Origin of the sequence: Pseudoalteromonas sp. Of7M-16, from assembly GCF_022347805.1 — a bacterium.
Classification (GTDB): domain Bacteria; phylum Pseudomonadota; class Gammaproteobacteria; order Enterobacterales; family Alteromonadaceae; genus Pseudoalteromonas; species Pseudoalteromonas luteoviolacea_F.
The window spans coordinates 44,832-64,038 of sequence record NZ_JAKRFY010000021.1; the positions used below are offsets into that span (position 1 = coordinate 44,832).

19 protein-coding genes are annotated in these 19,207 nt (G+C 40.4%); 13 read left to right on the plus strand and 6 right to left on the minus strand.

All coding sequences use genetic code 11. The annotated features are described in order from the left end of the window. Positions 1–140: 140 nt before the first annotated feature. A complete protein-coding gene (locus MHN81_RS19630; RefSeq protein ID WP_155250814.1) occupies positions 141–833 on the plus strand; it encodes an AraC family transcriptional regulator in 693 nt (230 codons plus the stop codon). 50 nt (positions 834–883) lie between these two features. On the opposite strand, the gene MHN81_RS19635 is transcribed toward MHN81_RS19630, so the two are convergent. Next, positions 884–2,944: a di-heme-cytochrome C peroxidase gene (locus MHN81_RS19635; RefSeq protein WP_239426497.1), complete on the minus strand. Its 2,061-nt coding sequence runs from the start codon at positions 2,942–2,944 to the stop codon at positions 884–886. A gap of 493 nt (positions 2,945–3,437) precedes the next feature. On the opposite strand from MHN81_RS19635, the gene MHN81_RS19640 reads away from it, so the two are divergent. After that, entirely contained in the window at positions 3,438–4,271 is an 834-nt protein-coding gene (locus MHN81_RS19640) for a mechanosensitive ion channel family protein (RefSeq protein ID WP_023401388.1), read from the plus strand. Between the two features lie 50 nt (positions 4,272–4,321). Here MHN81_RS19640 and MHN81_RS19645 read toward each other — a convergent pair whose 3' ends face one another. Further along, complete coding sequence (locus MHN81_RS19645; RefSeq protein WP_023401389.1) at positions 4,322–5,032, minus strand: hypothetical protein; 711 nt, start codon at positions 5,030–5,032, stop codon at positions 4,322–4,324. 529 nt (positions 5,033–5,561) lie between these two features. Here MHN81_RS19645 and MHN81_RS19650 point away from each other — a divergent pair. Then, positions 5,562–6,041, plus strand: coding sequence for a MaoC/PaaZ C-terminal domain-containing protein (locus MHN81_RS19650; protein ID WP_239426498.1), 480 nt, complete (start codon positions 5,562–5,564; stop codon positions 6,039–6,041). Positions 6,042–6,178: 137 nt separating this feature from the next. Beyond that, positions 6,179–8,002 (plus strand): methyl-accepting chemotaxis protein, encoded by a 1,824-nt coding sequence (locus tag MHN81_RS19655; protein ID WP_239426499.1) that lies wholly within the window; start codon positions 6,179–6,181, stop codon positions 8,000–8,002. A 53-nt stretch (positions 8,003–8,055) separates the two neighbouring features. Here the strand turns inward: MHN81_RS19655 and MHN81_RS19660 are convergent, their stop codons facing one another. Further along, entirely contained in the window at positions 8,056–9,477 is a 1,422-nt protein-coding gene (locus MHN81_RS19660; protein ID WP_239426500.1) for a PQQ-dependent sugar dehydrogenase, read from the minus strand. 200 nt (positions 9,478–9,677) lie between these two features. Between MHN81_RS19660 and MHN81_RS19665 the strand changes: the two genes are divergently transcribed. Then, entirely contained in the window at positions 9,678–9,860 is a 183-nt protein-coding gene (locus MHN81_RS19665; RefSeq protein WP_023401394.1) for a hypothetical protein, read from the plus strand. A 43-nt stretch (positions 9,861–9,903) separates the two neighbouring features. Here MHN81_RS19665 and MHN81_RS19670 read toward each other — a convergent pair whose 3' ends face one another. Next, positions 9,904–11,556 (minus strand): alpha/beta fold hydrolase, encoded by a 1,653-nt coding sequence (locus tag MHN81_RS19670; protein WP_023401395.1) that lies wholly within the window; start codon positions 11,554–11,556, stop codon positions 9,904–9,906. Positions 11,557–12,403: 847 nt separating this feature from the next. On the opposite strand from MHN81_RS19670, the gene MHN81_RS19675 reads away from it, so the two are divergent. After that, positions 12,404–12,850, plus strand: coding sequence for a DUF1353 domain-containing protein (locus tag MHN81_RS19675; protein WP_172642428.1), 447 nt, complete (start codon positions 12,404–12,406; stop codon positions 12,848–12,850). 68 nt (positions 12,851–12,918) lie between these two features. Here the strand turns inward: MHN81_RS19675 and MHN81_RS19680 are convergent, their stop codons facing one another. Together MHN81_RS19680 and MHN81_RS19685 are read right to left on the minus strand one after the other, a co-directional pair. Then, positions 12,919–13,329: a disulfide bond formation protein DsbB gene (locus MHN81_RS19680; RefSeq protein WP_023401397.1), complete on the minus strand. Its 411-nt coding sequence runs from the start codon at positions 13,327–13,329 to the stop codon at positions 12,919–12,921. Between the two features lie 305 nt (positions 13,330–13,634). Further along, positions 13,635–13,949: a hypothetical protein gene (locus MHN81_RS19685; RefSeq protein WP_023401398.1), complete on the minus strand. Its 315-nt coding sequence runs from the start codon at positions 13,947–13,949 to the stop codon at positions 13,635–13,637. Positions 13,950–14,616: 667 nt separating this feature from the next. Between MHN81_RS19685 and MHN81_RS19690 the strand changes: the two genes are divergently transcribed. From MHN81_RS19690 to MHN81_RS19720, 7 genes are all read left to right on the plus strand, one after another. Beyond that, on the plus strand, positions 14,617–14,856 hold the full coding sequence (locus tag MHN81_RS19690; protein WP_023401399.1) for a hypothetical protein: 240 nt from the start codon (positions 14,617–14,619) through the stop codon (positions 14,854–14,856). 373 nt (positions 14,857–15,229) lie between these two features. Beyond that, positions 15,230–15,976, plus strand: a complete 747-nt coding sequence (locus MHN81_RS19695) for a hypothetical protein (RefSeq protein ID WP_023401400.1) — start codon at positions 15,230–15,232, stop codon at positions 15,974–15,976. Between the two features lie 75 nt (positions 15,977–16,051). Continuing rightward, on the plus strand, positions 16,052–16,636 hold the full coding sequence (locus MHN81_RS19700) for a GNAT family protein (RefSeq protein ID WP_023401401.1): 585 nt from the start codon (positions 16,052–16,054) through the stop codon (positions 16,634–16,636). A 408-nt stretch (positions 16,637–17,044) separates the two neighbouring features. After that, complete coding sequence (locus tag MHN81_RS19705) at positions 17,045–17,455, plus strand: DUF2170 family protein (RefSeq protein WP_023401402.1); 411 nt, start codon at positions 17,045–17,047, stop codon at positions 17,453–17,455. 15 nt (positions 17,456–17,470) lie between these two features. Continuing rightward, positions 17,471–18,163 carry a PspA/IM30 family protein gene (locus MHN81_RS19710; RefSeq protein WP_023401403.1) on the plus strand — a complete coding sequence of 231 codons (693 nt, stop codon included), beginning with the start codon at positions 17,471–17,473 and terminating at the stop codon, positions 18,161–18,163. A 5-nt stretch (positions 18,164–18,168) separates the two neighbouring features. After that, complete coding sequence (locus MHN81_RS19715) at positions 18,169–18,492, plus strand: hypothetical protein (RefSeq protein WP_023401404.1); 324 nt, start codon at positions 18,169–18,171, stop codon at positions 18,490–18,492. Between the two features lie 56 nt (positions 18,493–18,548). Beyond that, the gene (locus MHN81_RS19720; protein ID WP_023401405.1) at positions 18,549–19,157 is read left to right on the plus strand and encodes a hypothetical protein; all 609 of its coding nucleotides are present in this window, start codon (positions 18,549–18,551) and stop codon (positions 19,155–19,157) included. Positions 19,158–19,207: the final 50 nt, after the last annotated feature.

Sequence of the window (19,207 nt, forward strand, 5' to 3'; positions counted from 1 at the left end):
GCAAACCCGCGCCCGTTCGATTTACCATCAATGAATCTGTTCGTGTTAAGCATATTCAAAACAGTCCATTGCTGTTTGAATGGCATCAACATGATTGTTTTGAATTAATCTTAACATTGGGAGCAAAAGGCAAGCGTTTTTTGGCCGGTGATGTTCATTATTTTGAGGCGGTTGATCTCGCCTTAATTTTACCAGGTGAACCGCATACTTGGGACAATGCAGATCAATTAGCTCCTGTTGGTGATGTGGTTGTCGTACTTTGGCCAAAGGATTTATTTTCAGTTGAGATCAGTGAATTTGAGGTGATCCAAGCTTGGCTGACTGGATTGGAAGCTGGCATCGTGTTTTCAAAGGCAGTAACAGCCAAAGTGATGCCTTTAATGCTGAGCATGAACAGTGCTCAAGCACTAAAAAAGCTCACGATACTTGCCGATGTACTGTCAGAACTCATGCAAGTGCACATATCTCAAAGTCCTATTTCAAGTGCACCACGTCGCAATATAGCAAGGATAGAACCAGTGCTGGACGTCATAAAAAGTAACTTGGCTTGTATACCAAGTCTTACCGAGTGTGCTGTATTGGCTAATCTCAGTGTAGCCACACTCAAACGCTTGTTTACAGACAGCCTTGGTATGAGCTATTCACAGTATTGTGACCAACTGAGAATAAAGCGAGCGAGGCATTTACTTGCGACAACACACCAGCCGATAGGAGTTATTGCGCAGCAATGTGGTTTTAATAGCGCTGCATATTTTAATCAGGTTTTTAAAAAACATGAACGTCTTACCCCGAGTGAATTTCGAAAGCAGTTTACATGGCGAAAGCGCCGATAGCATGATTGTGCTCGTGTGCATACCCTTATGGGTATGCACACAATCTCAAATTACAGTGTTTTTAAGTACTCTATCAGCGCCATTTTCTCTTCGTGGCTGAGTTCCCTGCCTATTTTTCCCGGTACACTAGTATCGTTTGTAAAGGCATGGCCAGTATTGTGATTACCAGCTTGACGTGTATCGAGAACGAAATACCCACCTTGGTAATCATCGACTTGATTGGCTGGCGGTAGATCATTTCGATGATTTAAAGCTTCGATATGCTTGCCTTGAGTTATGCCAACGTTGACAGGGTCAAATTCGAGGCGGCCAAGTTCAACAAAAGTCGGCCTTTGTGAGGGATTCGACAGTAAGCTATACAAGTTTGGGACTGAACCATTATGTAGATAGGGCGCTGTCGCCCAAATACCATTAAGTGGCCGTGCCTTGTAACCGCCACTATGCCTTAAACAATTGGGCCTGCCGCCCTCAAGCTGCTTTTGAGTATCGTATGGAGTGTAGTTTTGCTTAAACCACTGTTGGTTGGTCTCTTCTACAACCGCGCCGAGTGCGAGTGCAAAATTACTGGTTGCGCTGTCTTGCACATTGATAAACTGTAAATCAGAACGCATGTCTGGCGTTTTTTGATATTTACCAACCGCAACACACAAATCTGTATTGAGTCCCAGCTCTTTGGTATTGACAGTACGATTTTTGAGAACTAGCGCTTGAGCAGGATCGGTTCCAATCTTTTCGAGTGAGTAGAGGTGAAGACTTAGGTATTTTTGAGCTGTAGACTTAACTTTACCGTTTTCTTCGTAGCTGATCTCATGCCAATTTTTCTTCCAAAAATCGGGGCTATCCATTGGTTGTAAATGACATTGCTGGCAATTCTGCTTGTACAATTCCTTCCCTGCTATTACTAAAGCGGGCTTAAGTTTAGGCAAGCTGTTTGGCCATTTTGGAGCGCGAAGACCATTTATCTCTCCTAGTTGGTCTGATCCACCGTTATAGTTACGTAAAGGGTACTCACCTGCCAGCCACTCTTCGATATCGTAAAGGGTATCTATAGGAATTGAGCTAGAAAAAGTGGCAGGTTGTTGCATGATATTCTCGGGTACCTGCATGTCGACATATGCTGCGACTCCAAGCGCTTCGCCTGCATTTCTGATTAAAGGCTGCATAATTGACCCATCGTATTGTACCCAATTAAACCAAGAGGTAGTCCAAATATGCGGGTAGTTTACTGGTGCTTCTATTGGATTATAGTTGTCAGGCCTATCCATGTTGTCTGCAAACACTTTATTTCCAATGCGATTTAACGCATCAAGTCGAGTGAAGCCCTCGGTAACATTGATAGTATCCTGACTCTTGGCAAGCTTGCTGACTGTATCGGTTAGCGCACTTTTAAGCTTTGCTTTGCTAACAACATTGTAGTTACTGCCTAATACTTTCTTTGCAAAACGCTCAAAGCGGCTGTCGAATGGTGCTAACTTACTCGACAAGACGGTTTGGCCTATGGCAGCTCCCAGAGATTTAGTTAGCAAGCCCAGATCGGTCATTGCTGGTCCACCATCAACAACGTAGCGAATATCGTTATAGGTAAATTGTCCGGTGTGGCAAGCTGTGCAAGTAAAGCCAACCGCAGTAGCTGAGCGATCTAAACCAGGCATAGGAATACTGGCTGTTTTTGCCAGTCCTAAGGGCAATTGTAATTTGGTGCTGTCCAACTCTGTTGAAGGATTTAGATTTATAAAACCAAGCCGGTAAATGTATTCAGATAAAAAGGCCTTTTCTTGGCCAAAAAGAATAAACCAAGGAGTATTTTTCGGCGCTTCAAGGGCTACCAACCACTCATAAGGAATGGGCAGCGTCGCTGTTCCCTGGGATGCATGGTAAGGCCACTCATCATTGTAGTTTTCGATACTAGGCCAACCTGATTGATTAATGAACTTAGTTTCTAAGTGCTCATATTTAGGGAGTTTTGGTGGTGTTAAACCATAGTTGAGTTCGCTTAGAGCCGTTACGGTGCGAAACACGACAACTAAAATAGCGATAGCAATTAACGTGGATACAATCCAAGGCCATTTCTTTCGAAGCCAGCCAAGTATTAACGGGTAATCTCTGGACATAATATTCTCTGACGGTATTTGAATGTTGTTAATATTTTTGCATAACTTGTTAATTGCAAAAATTACATGGGATTACACTAGGACTGTGAAAGCGAAAAGCTGTGATAAAAAGGTGATTGATAAACAGTGATTTAGGTGAGCAGTTGATTTAAAAGACGTACTTGGGTGTTAAATCAAGTCTGCGAGGTTGTTGGGGTGAGGAGTCATTTATCAAACTTTGTGCGTGAATGTTGGCTCACAAACCTAACAGGGTAAACCTTGCAAAGGACTATTTGTACAGATTTTGTTGCCCATTGGTGTTTTTAAGTTTCAAAGCCTCTTAACAAGAACGCAGCTAACCTAAAAGGCGCAGGGCATATCTGCTGTACAATGATGTTGGGACCGATATTGGCTGTATTTCTTTTACTTTGAACATTTGTTCTATAAAAATTCATTTTTAATTTCATTTTTTTAACTAAGCTTAATCCTTAAGGTTTAATTTAAGGGGGTTCTTATGGACACATCTTCGTTTGATCCGCAAAAAGTAATGGACTTAGTCACTGAGCATGTCGTTAATTTCGCACCGAAACTGGCGCTTGCAATTATTACCTTGATAGTGGGTCTTTGGCTTATTTCGCTTGTTGGTAACGCAATAGACTACTTACTAGAAAAGAAAGACTTCAATATCTCATTGAGAAAATGGCTCAGTAGTGTCGCTACTGTGTTACTCAAAGCGTGTTTGTTTATATCAGTGATCTCTATGTTAGGTGTTAAAACGACTTCATTTATTGCCATTTTGGGCGCGGCGGGGCTTGCTGTGGGCTTAGCACTACAAGGAAGCCTTTCCAATTTTGCCGGTGGTGTATTGATACTCATTTTTAAACCCTTTCAGGTTGGTGACTATATTGTTGCGCAGGGTGAAGAGGGGGTGGTTGAGGCTATTGATGTATTTTGCACTTTTTTAGTCACTTTAGACAATCGCCGTATTATTCTACCTAACGGGCCTTTAGCAAGTGAGCAAGTTAACAATGTGACACATGAACCCATTCGACGAGTCGATTTGTCTGTTGGGATCAGTTACAACAACAGTGTTGATGAAGCTGAGCGCGCTATATTGGAGATGGCGAAGTGTGACGAGAGAATACTTAATGAGCCAGCCCCCTTTGTTGGTGTGGTGGGGTATGGCGACAATTCAATTGATTTGACGATATGGGTTTGGTGCAAAACTGACGATTACTGGGATGTGTATTTTGCTACCAATAGAGCCATCAAACCAGCGCTAGACAAAGCCAATATTTCCATTCCTTTCCCTCAAAGAGATGTACATATTATTGATAAAAGTGCCTAGAACAAAAAGATAACATAGTGGGAACGCACTGTTCCCACTACACTGTGCATTTAAAAGTTATATCTAACAGTTACAAAATGATTCTCGTATACATCTACGTTTCGGTAAGTTGCGCTGATAGTAAAGTCATTAGTAATGTCATAAGCTAATTCAAATTGATAGACAAGTTCATTCTTATCGTCGGCTTCTTTAATGCGTTGATAACCAAGACCTGCGCTGGCTCTAAGGTTATCTAAAAGAGCAATGTGGTAATTTGCTTCGATACCGTAAGTGCTTGAATGGTATTGCGAGCCGTAGCTCCATTGATCATGCAAAGGTGAGCGTTCTTCTCCATGAGTTTCTGAAAAATCAATCGTTTGCTCTATAAAAGTATCATTATCCATATTAATGCGGCCAATTGAGCCAACAAATTCTAACAATGCATTGTTTTCTAAGGGAATAATATAGGCTGTGTTTATATTCCACTGTGCAATGTCATTGTTAAATTCCAGATGTGTTGAATAAGTTCCATTGCTATATTTTTCGACACTAGATTTAGCCATATCTTTTGAAGTATCTAAATATTGCGCAGAGATAACCCAGTTTTCGCTAAGCTGTTTGCTCGCTTCTACTGTAAATCCATTTAAGCTGACATCGCCATCTTCTTCTTTAAGCTTAAATTTGGCGTAGCCTGCGCCAACGTAATCAAAATTAAATGTGTCGCTAGCAAATGTTGCTGTTGAAATTAGAGCACTTGATAATGCTAAGGCAAGTAATTTCATTTCCTTCCTTATAGGTGTTGTTTGAATCGGAACGAATCATACTGTTTATTACGCCTATGTAAAGCGCTAACGATAAAGTTAAAAAGTTTATTATTATTTTTATTATTCAATGGCCTATCGTTAATTTTATATTCATAAAACTGCTTATTTATTTGCCAGCTAAGTAACCCCTATAAACTGACTTATTTATGAAAAGTCTCGCTTTTATACTGTAGTTAGACCAAAAAACATATGTCGAAGGACTAAATTGAGACTCGGATGGCCGATTTTGCAGCGAAAGCGATTGGCACTAGAGGTCAACAAGGTACGGTTTGTGCACTTGGCAAAATGCATGGTCAAGTTAGTGACTAGGTTATAGGTACAATGGGAAATAAATAAGCCAGTATCGGAAAATATTCTTTAAATCATGATTATATTATGCGCTTCAACATCTCTGGTGCATGTCTCAAGGACTGAGTCAATTGAGGCAATAATAGTCATTGCGTCAGAGAGCTATATTGATAATTGCGTCTAGATGACAGGGTAAAAAATGAAACTAGAGAATGTTGTTTTTGAAGACATTGAAATAGGCCAGAGTGCAATGCGTATTCGGCAGGTGCAATTGAGTGATATCCAAGACTTAAGCATACTGTCTGAAGAGGAAAGTCTTGATAATTTTGCAAAAGAATATGCTAGCAATATGGCTTTTCAGGGTGCTGTCGTACAGGGAGCTTGGACCGCTGCGCAGATCACCGCGGTAATAAGCGCTCAACTTCCGGGGCCTGGAGCGGTTTACCTCTCACAAGATCTAAAATTTGCTTTACCTGTTGTAGTAGGAGATGTAATCACCACAAAAGTAACTGTAATTGACAAAGATTTTCAACATGGTTCATTGATCATCGATTGCCAATGTAGCAATCAAAGAAAAGAAGAGGTTGTGTTTGGTATTGCAACGGTTCTCGCTCCTACTGAAAAGGTCTGTATTGAAATAAGCTCCACCAAGCAAAAAGAACTAAATAGCGCGTGTTAACTCATTTTTGAGGGTATTTTTCAATTTAAAAGCAAGTAGATTAATGAGATTTTTACAATAAAAACCAGCAATGTGAAGCCGTTGTATTATATTTTTAGAACTGTATACCAAAGGTATGGATATACCAGTAGGTTGATATGTTTGCACAGCTTAAAATATCGAGTCGGCTTGGTTTGGGTTTTTGTGTGTTATTGCTCTTGTTTAGTTGTGCAGTTTTAGTGTCTGTTCAGGCACTTAATACTGCAGCTGATGGGTTTAAAGAGTACCGCTCATTAGCAAGAAACACCAATAACGCAGGGCGCGTTCAAGCAAATTTACTTACGATTAGAATCGCTGCGCTTCATTATATCAATACAGGCAGCCAGACAGCTCTACAAGAAGAGCGCACACGAATGGCAACGCTGAATGAACTATTGGCGAATGCTCACCATGATGCAACTAGCAATGAACAAATACAAACTTTCATAGATGTGGAAAATCTCGCAACACAATACGCCAATACGTTTTCGAAAGTTGAAGAAAAAATTGCACAGCGCAATGAAATTGTACACAACAGCTTGAACAAAATGGGGCCTTTGATGGAGCAAGATTTGTCTCGGGTATTACTTAGCGCGCGCCAAGACAATGACATGGAGGCCGCATTTTACGCGTCTTTGGCACTTCGAAGTTTATTGTTAGTGAGGCTACACGTGATCAAATTTTTGGATAGCAATGACAGTGAGGATGTTGAGCAAGTTAACAGAGAGTACAGCGTATTTTTAGGAAACCTCAAAGAATTAGATGAACAGTTGCAAAATGAGATACGGCGGCGACATTTTGTCAACGTGCGCAGTCTTGCACCTAGGTATATGAGCCGCTTTACAGAACTCGTTGATGTTATTAATAAACGTAATGCCCTCAAAAGAGAGCGATTAGATGTTATAGGCCAACAAGCAGCACGTAAAATTGAATCTTTAAAATTGAATATTAAAGATAAGCAGGATGAATTAGGACCGATACTACAAAAAGACAACAGGGTATCTCAAAACTTTGTGATCTGGGTAAGTGTGTTTAGTCTTTTAGCTGCAATTTTATTGGCTGTTATTATTTCTCGTTCTATCACGGGGCCGATAAATGAGGCTGTTTCCATTGCAAATGCGTTGGCACAAGGCCATTTGCACTTCAAGAGAAAAGTAACCGGTAATAGCGAGACTGCCAGGTTAATACGTGCGTTAAAAGGCATGGCTAAGCAGTTTAAAACAGTCGTATTCGAGGTGAAGCAAAGTGCAACGGCACTCGAGCAATTCTCCTCGTTAGTTATTCGCACAGCAAAAGAAATGGAGTCCACTGCGATGTCTCAAGAGCAAAGTGTCGCGGACACAAAGCAAGCCGTGACCTCTATTAGCGAATCAATCAAAGCGAATAGTGAATATGCGCTTGCCACGGAGCAGGTCGCAATTAATACGACACAGGAAGCAAACGATGGGGGACAAAAGGTGAAAACAACGATAGACGCAATGAAGACCATTGCCGAGCAAGTGAAGATCATCGATGAGATTGCCTATCAAACAAATTTACTCGCTTTGAACGCGACTATTGAAGCGTCTCGCGCAGGAGTGCACGGTAAAGGGTTTGCTGTTGTAGCAAGTGAAGTCCGTAAGCTGGCTGAGCGCTGTCAAAATGCATCGGAGCGAATTGGCAAAACCGCTGTCAATAGCGTTAGCTTAGCTGAAAATGCAGGTAAACAGTTGGAGACCATCATCCCCGCAGCCAATAAAACATCTCATTTTGTGCAAAACATTATGTCTATTTCGAAGCAGCAAGAAACGGGGCTCAATCAAATTAATCAAACTGTTGAAGCTGTTGATGCAACAACAAAGCGTTCGACGCAGGCCAGTAACGACTTGTCTAATTCAGTCAAAGAGGTTGTTGAATTGTCTATGAGGCTGCGTACATCCGCGTCATTTTTTAAATTATCATAATAAATCAAAGCGGCTAAAGGCAGCGTGCTTTGCAGCAACGCTACCAACTTCAGTTATTTCTGTGCACTCAATGCAACTATTTTGCTCGTGTTGCTATTACGGTCATTCACAGTAATAAACAGTTCGCCTGATGGTGCGGTGATAACGTCCCTAATTCGACCAAGTCCTTTCAGAATTATCTCATCTTCAATAACTTGGTTGTCCTTGATTCTTATTCGATGCAGTTGTTTTTTTGCAAGGCTGCCAACAAAAAGGTCTCCCTGCCAGTGTTTAAACTGACTCCCTGTATAAAAGTTCATGCCTGCAACAGCAATGGAAGGCGTCCATTGGTGAACGGGCAATTGCATACCTGGTAGTTCCGTATGAGGTGTAATAGGCGAGCCGTCATAGTTCATACCAAATGTAGTCTTTGGCCATCCGTAGTTTACGCCCTTGCTGATCAAGTTGAGTTCATCACCTCCTCTAGGACCATGCTCAGTTGACCAAATTTGGTTGGTTTTAGGGTGTTTAACTAAACCTTGTGGGTTGCGGTTACCATAGGTCCAGATTGTTTTGAGACTATCTTTTTTGTTGTAAAAAGGATTGTCTTTTGGAATTCGACCATCTTTATAAATACGGTGAACTTTACCATTTTGGGTTGTCAGATCTTGCGCATCATCCTGATGACCTTCGTCTCCGTTGGTAAAATAGAGGTATTCTCTATCAATGGCAAAACGCGAACCAAAGTGCCAGCCACGGTTTTTATGTGTGTGTTTTGGCGCTTCAAATAAGGTTTGTTGTTCTGCCCATTGGCCGTTTTTTATTTTTCCGCGAACAATGGCTGTGATCCCGATGTCACGCCCCGCCTTGTTTTGGCCGGTTTTTTTACTGTAGGACAGATATATCCAGCCGTTTTTTTCATAATCAGGGTCAGGAAGCACATCGAGCATGCCACCTTGTCCGCGATGCCAGACTGTGGGCGTATTTTTGATTTGTGTGCGATTGCCTTTGGCGTCAACACGCCATAATTCGCCTTGGCGAAGTGTATATATCAAGCTTCCATCAGGTAAAAAGTCCATAGCCCAAATAATACCTTTGCTTGAAAGTACTTCTCGAGTATTAACATTGTGACGGTTTGTTTTGAATTGTTTGCTTAAAGTGGGCGCTTTTAGTTTTGCGGTGTCGGCATTATAACTTGTTTCACGAATATACACGACTAAGGTTCGAATAGTTTGCTCAGACAAGGTATGCCCAAAAGCAGGCATTCCGCGATCGAGTAGCCCATTTTTTATGGCGTTTGCTAAAGCTTTATCTGAGCCATCAGTAAGCCACTGCGTATCGAGCAGCGAGCCAGCCATAGCCCCTTGTAACTGAGCACCGTGGCAAGATGCACAGTTATTTTTAAATATGTCCTCGACATTTTCCTTAGCCGAGGCTTGATGAGTTACGACGCTTAGCGCCGTCAAGATACTTGCTACAGAGTTGATAGTTTTCATTTTTATACGCGCGTTTTTTACTCACAACCAAAAGAGTATAAAGGGAAAGTGAAAATATAGTACGTTTTATTCGATGAGTCGGCGGTAAATTTGTAACGTTAAATAACAGTAGAGAATACGTTTATTACCTATATTGAGACTAAGAGGATTGTCTGGTAGTGTAACGTGGAGGTTAAAAAGTAAACAAAAGGAAATTAAAAATGAAACTTAAATTGAAAAAAAGAAACTTCAAACAACTTACACAGCTTAATAACGAGCTCGAAAAACAAAACACACCAAATGTGGCAGGTGGCCGTGCTCACTCAGATTTTGGTTGTGATATTACTGGCAAAAAATGTCCTGCGACTTTGACTTGCCGCGCTTGTGGCTCACGTCGTTGCTAGTATTGCGAAAGACGCCATATTGGCGTCTTCATCTGATCAGTTTCTAAAAATCTGATACACGCATTAACGTATCTCGGGCTGCCGAAAACTTCTCTGGGTGCGCATCTCGTAGCCTTGTTAATGAATCCAGTGTCATAACTTGTGCACTGCCATCGTATGCATTCTCGGTTCCAAACAGCAATGTACTTTCAAATGGTGGCAAGTTGAAATTGAGACCATGCAATTTTGCAATGCAATCAGTATTTGGTTGTTGCCATATATTGTTCAGAAAGCTTTGCATTACATCAACTCCGCAGTTATTGCCTGTATTTGTATCAGCAGGGGATTCAAAGATCACGGCATGTGGGATTTGTGGGAATTCAACGTAACGCTGGTTTATGTTGGTAAAAGTCCGCATAAAGTCGTGAGCGTAACTATGCGGCGTTTGTGGATCTAAATCACCATTGAGCATGAGTGTCGGGATGTAATGGTGAACGTCAGTATAGGTAAACTGACTACGATATTTGTTTCCCCATACCGCCTTTTGAATATAGCGGCTGTACAGCAGTGCTTTAGGAATACAAGATACCGCATCTTTGCAGTAGTTGAGGCGCGCCTCAAGGGATCTATGTTCTTGGCTTATCTCGTTGTGAACAATGAGGCTGGACAATACCTGAGAGAAGTCGTTTTTTGGTTTGGGCTGCAACTCAAGTAGTTTACGACCAGTACCTTCAAAAATAAATTGATGTAGGTTATCAAGGGCAATAACATCGTCACTATTACACCTCGCTAGTCGATAATAAGTCGGCATCAGCGCGCCTTCTACAGAGCGCATCATGAGTAATGTGGATAGCGCTTGCAATGAATCTTGATTGAACTTGGTTTGCGGACAGTGGGAATTTGAATAAACCTTATTTAACAATGTTTTGACCGTATGCTCTGAATCATTGCCAAGTTTGCTTTGACACAAGGGATCAGCGTTACAGTATTCAGCCAATCCGCTAAATATATAATTAAAGTTCTCATCCCAGAGATCCAAGCTAAACCCTTTCGATGGTACGATGGAATCTAAAATAATCGCTTGGGCACCCTGCGGTGCTACTTGAGTAAAGCGTTGCGCCCAAAGCGTTCCATATGATGCGCCATAAACGTAGCTAGGCAACCAGTTTGTTGCTCGGCTTTTGTCGATAGAGTAGGCTAAGTCTTGTGCAGCACCTGTGGTATTAAAGTGAAATAAATCGTCACCCCATTTCTGATGGAGTGCGTCATAACACGACTGTTGATATTGTTGGTAGTCGCCACCAGGCTTGTTTGGACACTCTAAATGTGTTGACCAGCCCACACCGCGGTGTTCAAGGATGTATAAATCATAATCTTGTGTGTATTGGGCAAGTGTTGTGTCGTAGTGCTGGGCGTAAAAGCTTGCGGAATAACCAGGCCCACCTTGTAAAAACCAAATTTGGCCTTTGGGTTGGTTACTTTTTGCTGGATATTTTGAGACCAAAATATCTATTTGTTTGTCATTTGGTTTGTCCCAGTTAACTGGGACTTTCGCGAAGGAACAGAGATTGCGCTTATCTGGGGTGGTAAAAGAGCTGGGGCATTCGCCCCAATTAAAATTCACATAACGATTATACTCGGAGGCGTTTGAGTGTGCAGCAGCCTGTGAGTATCCAAATACCGATAAGCACAAAAGTGCCAATTTTACCTTATACATGTGTCATCCTTTTATTTTCTATAAAGAGAGTTTCGATTGACGTTGAAATAAACTCGATGCATATATAAATGTATATTTTTTGTGAAAATAACACTGGAGCTTAATTAACTTGCACTAGCATGACCGAAGTGGTGTAACGAGTTCTTTGAAGCAGGAGCTAGGCCCTTAACGTTTGATGATTTTAAAAGTTATATTGTTCAGATACTTGGTTTAACAGCCATAGGAAGAAAACGGCGCTCGATTAGAGCTCGATAATGGTTGCGAATAACTCTAATAGGCTAACTGAGTATCAAATTTAAAATTTTAGTTATTTGAGCTGGGCTGGCGATGAGCTCATAAAAATGTACTTAGTCTTAAATATTACTTTTTCTTTACCCTATTACTTACACACTCTTCTATGCTCGCGGTATAAGACATAGCATGTCAAATATTAGTCATCTGACATGGATAAATGCTCAAGAATAAATAAATTAATAATATTAGCGATTTCAAACATTAAAGTTATTTTTTCGTTGACTTTAGGTGATTGGGATACCTAATATGGGTCCTTGTTGAGGCTTAGTGCCACAGCAAAATCTGGGCAATAAAAATAATAACAAGCCCTTAATATCAAGTAGCCTTCAGTATGAGGATGCTTGGCGTCCCAACTAAGAAGAAGAATAAGGGACAAACCAACTTGACCAGTATGGCAACTCCAAGGCGGGGTTGCCATAGTTTTTCTTGTTGGCTGTTCATTTTACTAGTGATCTTTCCCAAAGTTTCTCCATCCACGTCTATTTTTACCTAGCAAAACTGACATATTTACATGCTTGAATAACTACACTGTTTGTTTTTTCGGGCAATGATCGTGGACGCACTCAACCTTAAGCCAGTGATCTTGACACATTCAAATAAATTAGAGAATGCTTATGAACTTGTAGATGACTTTCCTTATGAGCATAACGGTAAAGTTCGTTGGGTACCCAAGTTTTTCCAATATGATGGCGCAAGTATTCCTACTCTGGCCTATCACATGGTAGGGACCCCGTTTAATCCTAGATATATGAAAGCGGCGTTAGTCCACGATTGGCTTTATCATACCCATGAGATAGAGAGAGCAGCAGCAGATGAGCTATTTTATTCCATGTTGTGTGAATCTGGTGTCGGTGACGCTAAAGCTAAAATAATGCGCTTGGCGGTAGAATTATTTGGCAGGTGGTATTGGCATAACGACGATGCAGACCAAGCTTATAAAAAAGAGCTAGAAGAGTTGATACGACAAGACGGCAGGAACCCGAGCGTATATGGATTGTAGTGATTCAGTCAGATCAGCACTCAATTTAGTGTGCTGACCAAGAGATTGCAATAAATTGAGAGGCTTAGCTAGTCATTTACTTTGTTTGGGTTTACTTGTTTTAAATGTAAAAACACTAAACCAATAATACCCGTCATGGCCATACCTGATAAAATAAATGGATCCATGGCAATGTGCTCATGAAATTTAAAAGTACCTGCTGAGATTTTCTTCCAGCCCATAAAGTGCTGATTTGCAGCAACCACCGCACCAAAAAAACCAATAACAAGCGCTGCGTATTTGGAGATCCAGTGAGATGCACTGGGAAGGATCAACAGTAACCCTAAAAGACCAATGGCAGTCCGTTGTGTTCTACAATAAGGGCAAACATAGACGACGCCAGTTAGTTCAACAGTCCAAGCGACAATGCTGATCAAAATCGCTGCCAAAGCGACAAATTTGCTGTATTTGATATATGTTTCTAGTTGCAAAGGTGCCATTTAAATACCTATAAATAAAAATGAAAGTCGTAAATAGCGTTACATTGTAACATTAGTATGGGGGGCGTGGTAATTTTTCTATCTTATGCTTGTTACTTTGCAATATAAAATTCCGATCAATCTTAAACTTTTCTTAAAATCAGAGCTTCGAAGTATTTGATGCGAATCTTTTGTGAGGATTAAGTCATCTGGCTAAGATGCTGCTTGTATTCAATATGCGCTTGATAAATAGGACGTTGACCTCGCTATGAGGTCGGTTTCTTTGTATAAGGTCAGAGATATATCTGACCTTAACAGCCATCGAATTAGTTATTATTTATATAGCAAATCACTAATTCGTCTTTAGGGTTATCTCTTGTGTCTTCTACTAAATATTTTGCTTCAATGCTATTTTGGCATCTACACATATCATAGTGGCTAGTTAGGTAGGGGCGGCCATATTCATCTTTGTCTGTTTTTGTAATGCTACAAGTTGGTTCTCTCCAACGGTCATCCCAGCCACTTTTACCAAAAGCAACAATTTTAATCTTATTTGATAATAGTTTAGCGTTTAACTCTTCACTATTTGCTGAAGCGTTGAATGCACACAATGCCATAAGACAGGTAATTAGTTTTTTCATTATTCATCCTTAATAGTTTGTTATATAGAGCTTGTGCTCTATTGGTGGGGTATTCTATTCTCAAAGAATGTATTGGCAAGCTTTTTTTTATTTTTCTGGGCGAGCTTTACTCGTCCCATATTGTTATGTTTATAACTGAGACTCTCTGAATGTTATTGATGTGAATTATAATTAAGGAGGGGGCTAACAATAGAAAAACACTGCGTGACCTACAAGGAGCCTTTAAGTCTAGTGATATTGTGTCTTGTAGGTTTGCGGAGATCGTGATTGCGCAGAATGGGTTTGTTGTGATCTTGTTTAGAGATCCCAGGTATGCTCAAGGAAAAACGGTTGCTCATGGGTGAGGCAACTCTTTGTTGTGGTTATTAGGGCATGCAGATGATACACCGAGCGACGAAGGTACATATTGTTAATTGTACTAGGGTAAAGTTTTTAATTACATAAAAACAATGGCTTAAGGGTAGTTTTTGTGAATGAAGAAGAAGGTGACAAAGACCAGAAAATGTTTACTATAAATCAGCGTTCGCCCATGATGAATCAGTTAGGTGATTTGTCCGGGCTTGATGTGTAGACTAAATTGTTCGCACGTGTAATACTTTGTAATAGTTGAGCTACAAGGACTTTTATATAGTTATTAGCGTTAAATAACTTGCAATAAAGATGTGCTATGGACCATAAATTGATCGAACAAATTGAATACGAAGAACGCGATACTGAAGCGCGTAAGTATACCGAATCAAAAAAGCACTATATCAATGCGACTTTGCTTTTGGATGAAGATGTATCATCTGTAGAAGATCGGACGAGGCTTTTAACCCAGTTAAATTTATATCGCCATTCCGCTTCTATCGAGATAGAAGAGGTCGCTGAGGGCGTATTTAATATGCGCTTTGCCTTACTAAACTGAATGAGACATTCAGCTGTTTGAGTGTATAGAGTTTGTTGCCAATAAAAGGTAATGACTGAGGTTATATTGCTTGGAATAGGGTATAACGACGTACATTACTAGCTACCTTTCCTCGACCTAAGTCTAGAAGCTGGTTAAGTATACTAAAGTGTAAATTGATTATTTACATTTTAGGTATTTGGCTTTAGATTAATACTTAAACAATAACAATTAAAAATACATCCAGCAGCTATCATATTCAAAATTGTTAAACAACTGTGATATCGGTGTGAAGCCTCTTTAATGCCAATATCAGCGCTCTGATGTGGAAAATTTTGTCGATCATTATCGAGCTGAATATTGAGGACGGCGGCTGCATGAGTAGGGAATTACGATGCAAGATGGTCAATACAGTATTTACTATAAAGATAAACTAGACGCGTCATGCGGCAAGCTTCGAGCTGACGTTGAGGCGAACTATATTTTACGTATCAAACAAGTAGAACCTGGTTATTTGCAAATAGCATTTATGAAGGGCTTCGAGCAATTCCTCATTGCCAGTTGTCACCCTACTATTGAAATTCCCTCACTGCCGATTCAAGGTGATGAAAAAGTTGAATTTACGGTTATAAATGATGCCCAATATGGCATGTGTATATCGCAAAATAGCCTACCGGACAAAGATCTTCTGCATATCTTGGATATCGCATCTAAAGCTGGTGGGTGTTCAACAGAGAGCGTGTTTCAGCTAATACAGACACACATTATCAGAGATCTCTCTATCATTCTTTTACAAGAACTAGAAAATAAGCACGAACTTAAGGAAGGCGAGCGGATACTGGAGAAAAACTCAAACCGAGTAAAACTTCGTAAGGTAGAGTTGAGCGACACCGGTGTTAGCGTATCAACATTAGACATGAAACGGATATTAGACGATGCTTTAGGTGATCACTTCGATTCATTGTTAGAAGATCAATGGTCAGCAATTCGAAGCGAAAAAAGCTATCAAAATACTGGGATTCATTTTACTTGCCATGAATTGGATAAACAGGGTGAATTAAGCTGCTATGAGCAGGTTTTTCACACTAGTACGCCATCACAAGATAAGCAAATTGCCAGAAAAATCATAAAAATTGACTGAATAAACATCTTCACTTTTTATTTTTTGTGATTCATTTACAATTCTCCTTAACTTATTGAGTCAAGGAGATAAAACATGTGGCTAACAAGTGGAACAATAGAGGGTGAAGTTGTATTACTAGAGCCTATTGCGCGTTCACACTGTGAAGATCTCATTGCCGCCGTAAATGACGGACAAAATTGGCGACTTTGGTATGCGTCAGTACCTTCCCCTGAAGATATGCATGCTTATGTTGATAAAGCACTAGCTGGTATGGAACTTGGCGAAATAGCCTACGTAGTCAAAACCAAACATGACAATAAAATAGTGGGCACTACTCGATTCTATGATGTCAAAGAAAACCATCGAAGGGCGTCGATTGGCTATACTTGGTACTCGAATTCGGTCAGAAGAACTGCTGTTAATACAGAATGTAAATACTTACTGATGTCTCATCTTTTTGACACATGCAATGCGATGTCATTAGAGTTTAAAACCCACTTTTTTAATCAGGCTTCTCGAGCCGCCATAGAAAGACTGGGTGCTAAATTAGACGGCGTACTAAGGAGTCATCAGATTATGTCAGATGGTTCAATTCGAGACACCGCTGTTTATTCAATACTCGCCCACGAATGGCCAGCCGTTAAAAATAACCTACTGGCAAAATTAGGAAAATATTAAGCCGATATGAGCAGTTAGTTGTTTATATCGACTAACTGCAACCTTAGATTTTTGCTTAGTCCCTAGCTGTACGTTTTACCCGCCTCAACCCTTACCAACCAACTCTAAATTCTGGATTACTGCCAGTCAATGTAAACACGAGCCAAGTTAACATTGTCAAAGTGGCTGACATAAAAAATAACCTCACCGATTAAAGGTGGTTATCAAGCAGTGGGCTTGTCTCTTTTTGAAGATTAAGAGGATTTTTGGGGTACACTTGAGTGCCAAATAAACAAATAAACTTGCGTTTTTATCAAAAATGCTATTGACATAATATGTCACAGCGTGCAAACCTAAGTACGTAACTCATACAAACAAACAGGCTTTATTAGCTAAATAAATGCCAATTTGACATAAGGAATCTGTTACATGGAATTAAATGAGCTTTCTATTAAACTCTCGCAATATGAAACTGAAGGTGCCAGTTTTGAGTCGTTTTTTATCAACAATGTTGGACAAGAAGTCCTACAGGTAATCGTTGATGGAAACGATGAGCTTCCTATTTTTGTAACACGTACAGAAGAGCAAGTATTGTGTATTTGTTACTTGTTTACAGAGCAAGAAATAAGTGCTGACAAACACGCAGAGCTAAACGATACGTTATTACGCTTGAACGTGCCCATGCCCCTTAGTGCATTCGCTAAAATTGACAACAAATACGCAATTTTTGGCGCGCTTTCTACCAACTCTACCTTAGAACAATTAGGCCATGAAATTGTCACCTTGTCTGCCAATTCAATTGATGCTTTGGACGCGATAAGTGATTATTTGACTGAATAACAAGGAGTATTGAATATGAGTATTTTAAAGAAGTTGTTTACTGCGGTAAAAGGCGGTGTGAATGAAGTGGGTGAAGGTATTGTAGATGCGAATGCTATTCGAATTTTTGAACAAGAGATCAGAGATGCACAGGATGCTTTGAGTGAGGCCAAGCGTAGTCTAACAGAAGTGATGGCCAAAGAAATACAAACCTCACGTGCTATTAAAGCGTTAGAAGATGATATCGCCAAGCATGAAACCTATGCAACACAGGCACTGGATAAGGATGAAGAGTCACTCGCTCTTGAAATCGCGGGAAAAATTGCCGAGCTTGAACAAGAAAAATCAGAGCAGCAACAAATACTCAATACATTTTCTGCTAATGTCGCAAAGTTAAAAGAGCAAATTAAACAAGCAGAAAAAACCATCGTTGAAAACCAGCGTCAATTAAGCATGGTTAAAACAACAGAAAGTGTGCAAAAAGCTACGATGGCCGTCAACGATACAATGACTTCTGGTGACTCAGCAATGGCATCAGCAAAACAGTCATTGGAGCGCATAAAACAGCGCCAAATGGACAGGCAAGATCAGTTAGACGCTGCGCAGCAACTCGCTGATGAAAGTAACGATAAATCTCTACATGACAAGATGCGTGAAGCGGGTATCGGGGAAGATGCTAGCAAAGGTGCCGACGTCCTAGCCCGAATTCGCGCAAAACAAAATAAGTAACACGGATGAGTGATAATAAACATACTTGGCAAAAGCAAGAGAAGGCGGTTCGAGCAACGCAACTTGCTTTTGACCTCAGCTCTGAAGTGCAAAAATTTATTAAAAAAAGTGCAATTGACGAAGAGTTGACACCGTCTGACATGATAAGGCGCATTTTAGGATTGGAAGTTAAATCAAAAAAGACCCGTCAGAGGTTAAGTTTCAATCTAAGTGATGAAGAGATTGCACTTTTAGCACATCGTTTTGAGATCCCTGATGCTGACAAGCGTGTAGTAAAGCAAAAAGTCGCCGATTTACTGATTCAACACGTAAAAGATGCTAATGGTTAAACCTTAAAGCGCACTTGCGGTTGAATGGCCCTTAATGCATAGGAATATTTAATATTATGGACTTTCTCAATACTATTTTTACTTTCCCAACAGTGGTTTTCACCACCTTGTTACTCATCGTCATCGGCTTTTGGTTAATCGCACTGCTTGGATTTGCAGACATTGATATGCTTGAAGGAGATGTTGAGATAGAGGCTGATGGTGGTGGTGACTCCATTATGCAAATGGGCTTTGGTGGTGTACCTCTGACTATATCAATTAGCTTAGTTGTACTGCTCAGTTGGATAGCAAGTTTTTATGCGCATCAACTGTTTGCATACGCACTTGGCGATGGAGTTATGTTCTACCTTTTAGGTGGCGCGATGATGCTGGGATGTTTTGTTGTATCGATCCCGTTAACAGCCATGTTAGTTAGGCCTTTAAGACGCTTTTTTGACAGCAAAGAAACCGCCTCTAAGAATGATTTTATCGGTTTGGAGTGCGTGATTGCGACAAGTAAAGTGAATACACAATTTGGTCAAGCAAAAGTGCAATTTCAAGGAACAGAGCAGCTAATAGAAGTGCGTTCAGAGGACGAGGGCATGTTTTCCTTAGGTGATACAGGCTTATTGATTGAGCATGATGTGGCTAAAAATAGCTATCTCATTGTCGAGAAGCCTTGGTAGTACCTCATCAAGAACACAATACATCATTAACAATTAACACATAAACAACG

Bases quoted from the DNA above. Each gene is read 5' to 3' on its own strand.
- MHN81_RS19635 (WP_239426497.1), bottom strand. From the start codon at position 2,944: ATGTCCAGAGATTACCCGTTAATACTTGGCTGGCTTCGAAAGAAATGG.
- MHN81_RS19640 (WP_023401388.1), top strand. From the start codon at position 3,438: ATGGACACATCTTCGTTTGATCCGCAAAAAGTAATGGACTTAGTCACT.
- MHN81_RS19645 (WP_023401389.1), bottom strand. From the start codon at position 5,032: ATGAAATTACTTGCCTTAGCATTATCAAGTGCTCTAATTTCAACAGCA.
- MHN81_RS19650 (WP_239426498.1), top strand. From the start codon at position 5,562: ATGAAACTAGAGAATGTTGTTTTTGAAGACATTGAAATAGGCCAGAGT.
- MHN81_RS19655 (WP_239426499.1), top strand. From the start codon at position 6,179: ATGTTTGCACAGCTTAAAATATCGAGTCGGCTTGGTTTGGGTTTTTGT.
- MHN81_RS19660 (WP_239426500.1), bottom strand. From the start codon at position 9,477: ATGAAAACTATCAACTCTGTAGCAAGTATCTTGACGGCGCTAAGCGTC.
- MHN81_RS19665 (WP_023401394.1), top strand. From the start codon at position 9,678: ATGAAACTTAAATTGAAAAAAAGAAACTTCAAACAACTTACACAGCTT.
- MHN81_RS19670 (WP_023401395.1), bottom strand. From the start codon at position 11,556: ATGTATAAGGTAAAATTGGCACTTTTGTGCTTATCGGTATTTGGATAC.
- MHN81_RS19680 (WP_023401397.1), bottom strand. From the start codon at position 13,329: ATGGCACCTTTGCAACTAGAAACATATATCAAATACAGCAAATTTGTC.
- MHN81_RS19685 (WP_023401398.1), bottom strand. From the start codon at position 13,949: ATGAAAAAACTAATTACCTGTCTTATGGCATTGTGTGCATTCAACGCT.
- MHN81_RS19690 (WP_023401399.1), top strand. From the start codon at position 14,617: ATGGACCATAAATTGATCGAACAAATTGAATACGAAGAACGCGATACT.
- MHN81_RS19695 (WP_023401400.1), top strand. From the start codon at position 15,230: ATGCAAGATGGTCAATACAGTATTTACTATAAAGATAAACTAGACGCG.
- MHN81_RS19700 (WP_023401401.1), top strand. From the start codon at position 16,052: ATGTGGCTAACAAGTGGAACAATAGAGGGTGAAGTTGTATTACTAGAG.
- MHN81_RS19705 (WP_023401402.1), top strand. From the start codon at position 17,045: ATGGAATTAAATGAGCTTTCTATTAAACTCTCGCAATATGAAACTGAA.
- MHN81_RS19710 (WP_023401403.1), top strand. From the start codon at position 17,471: ATGAGTATTTTAAAGAAGTTGTTTACTGCGGTAAAAGGCGGTGTGAAT.
- MHN81_RS19715 (WP_023401404.1), top strand. From the start codon at position 18,169: ATGAGTGATAATAAACATACTTGGCAAAAGCAAGAGAAGGCGGTTCGA.
- MHN81_RS19720 (WP_023401405.1), top strand. From the start codon at position 18,549: ATGGACTTTCTCAATACTATTTTTACTTTCCCAACAGTGGTTTTCACC.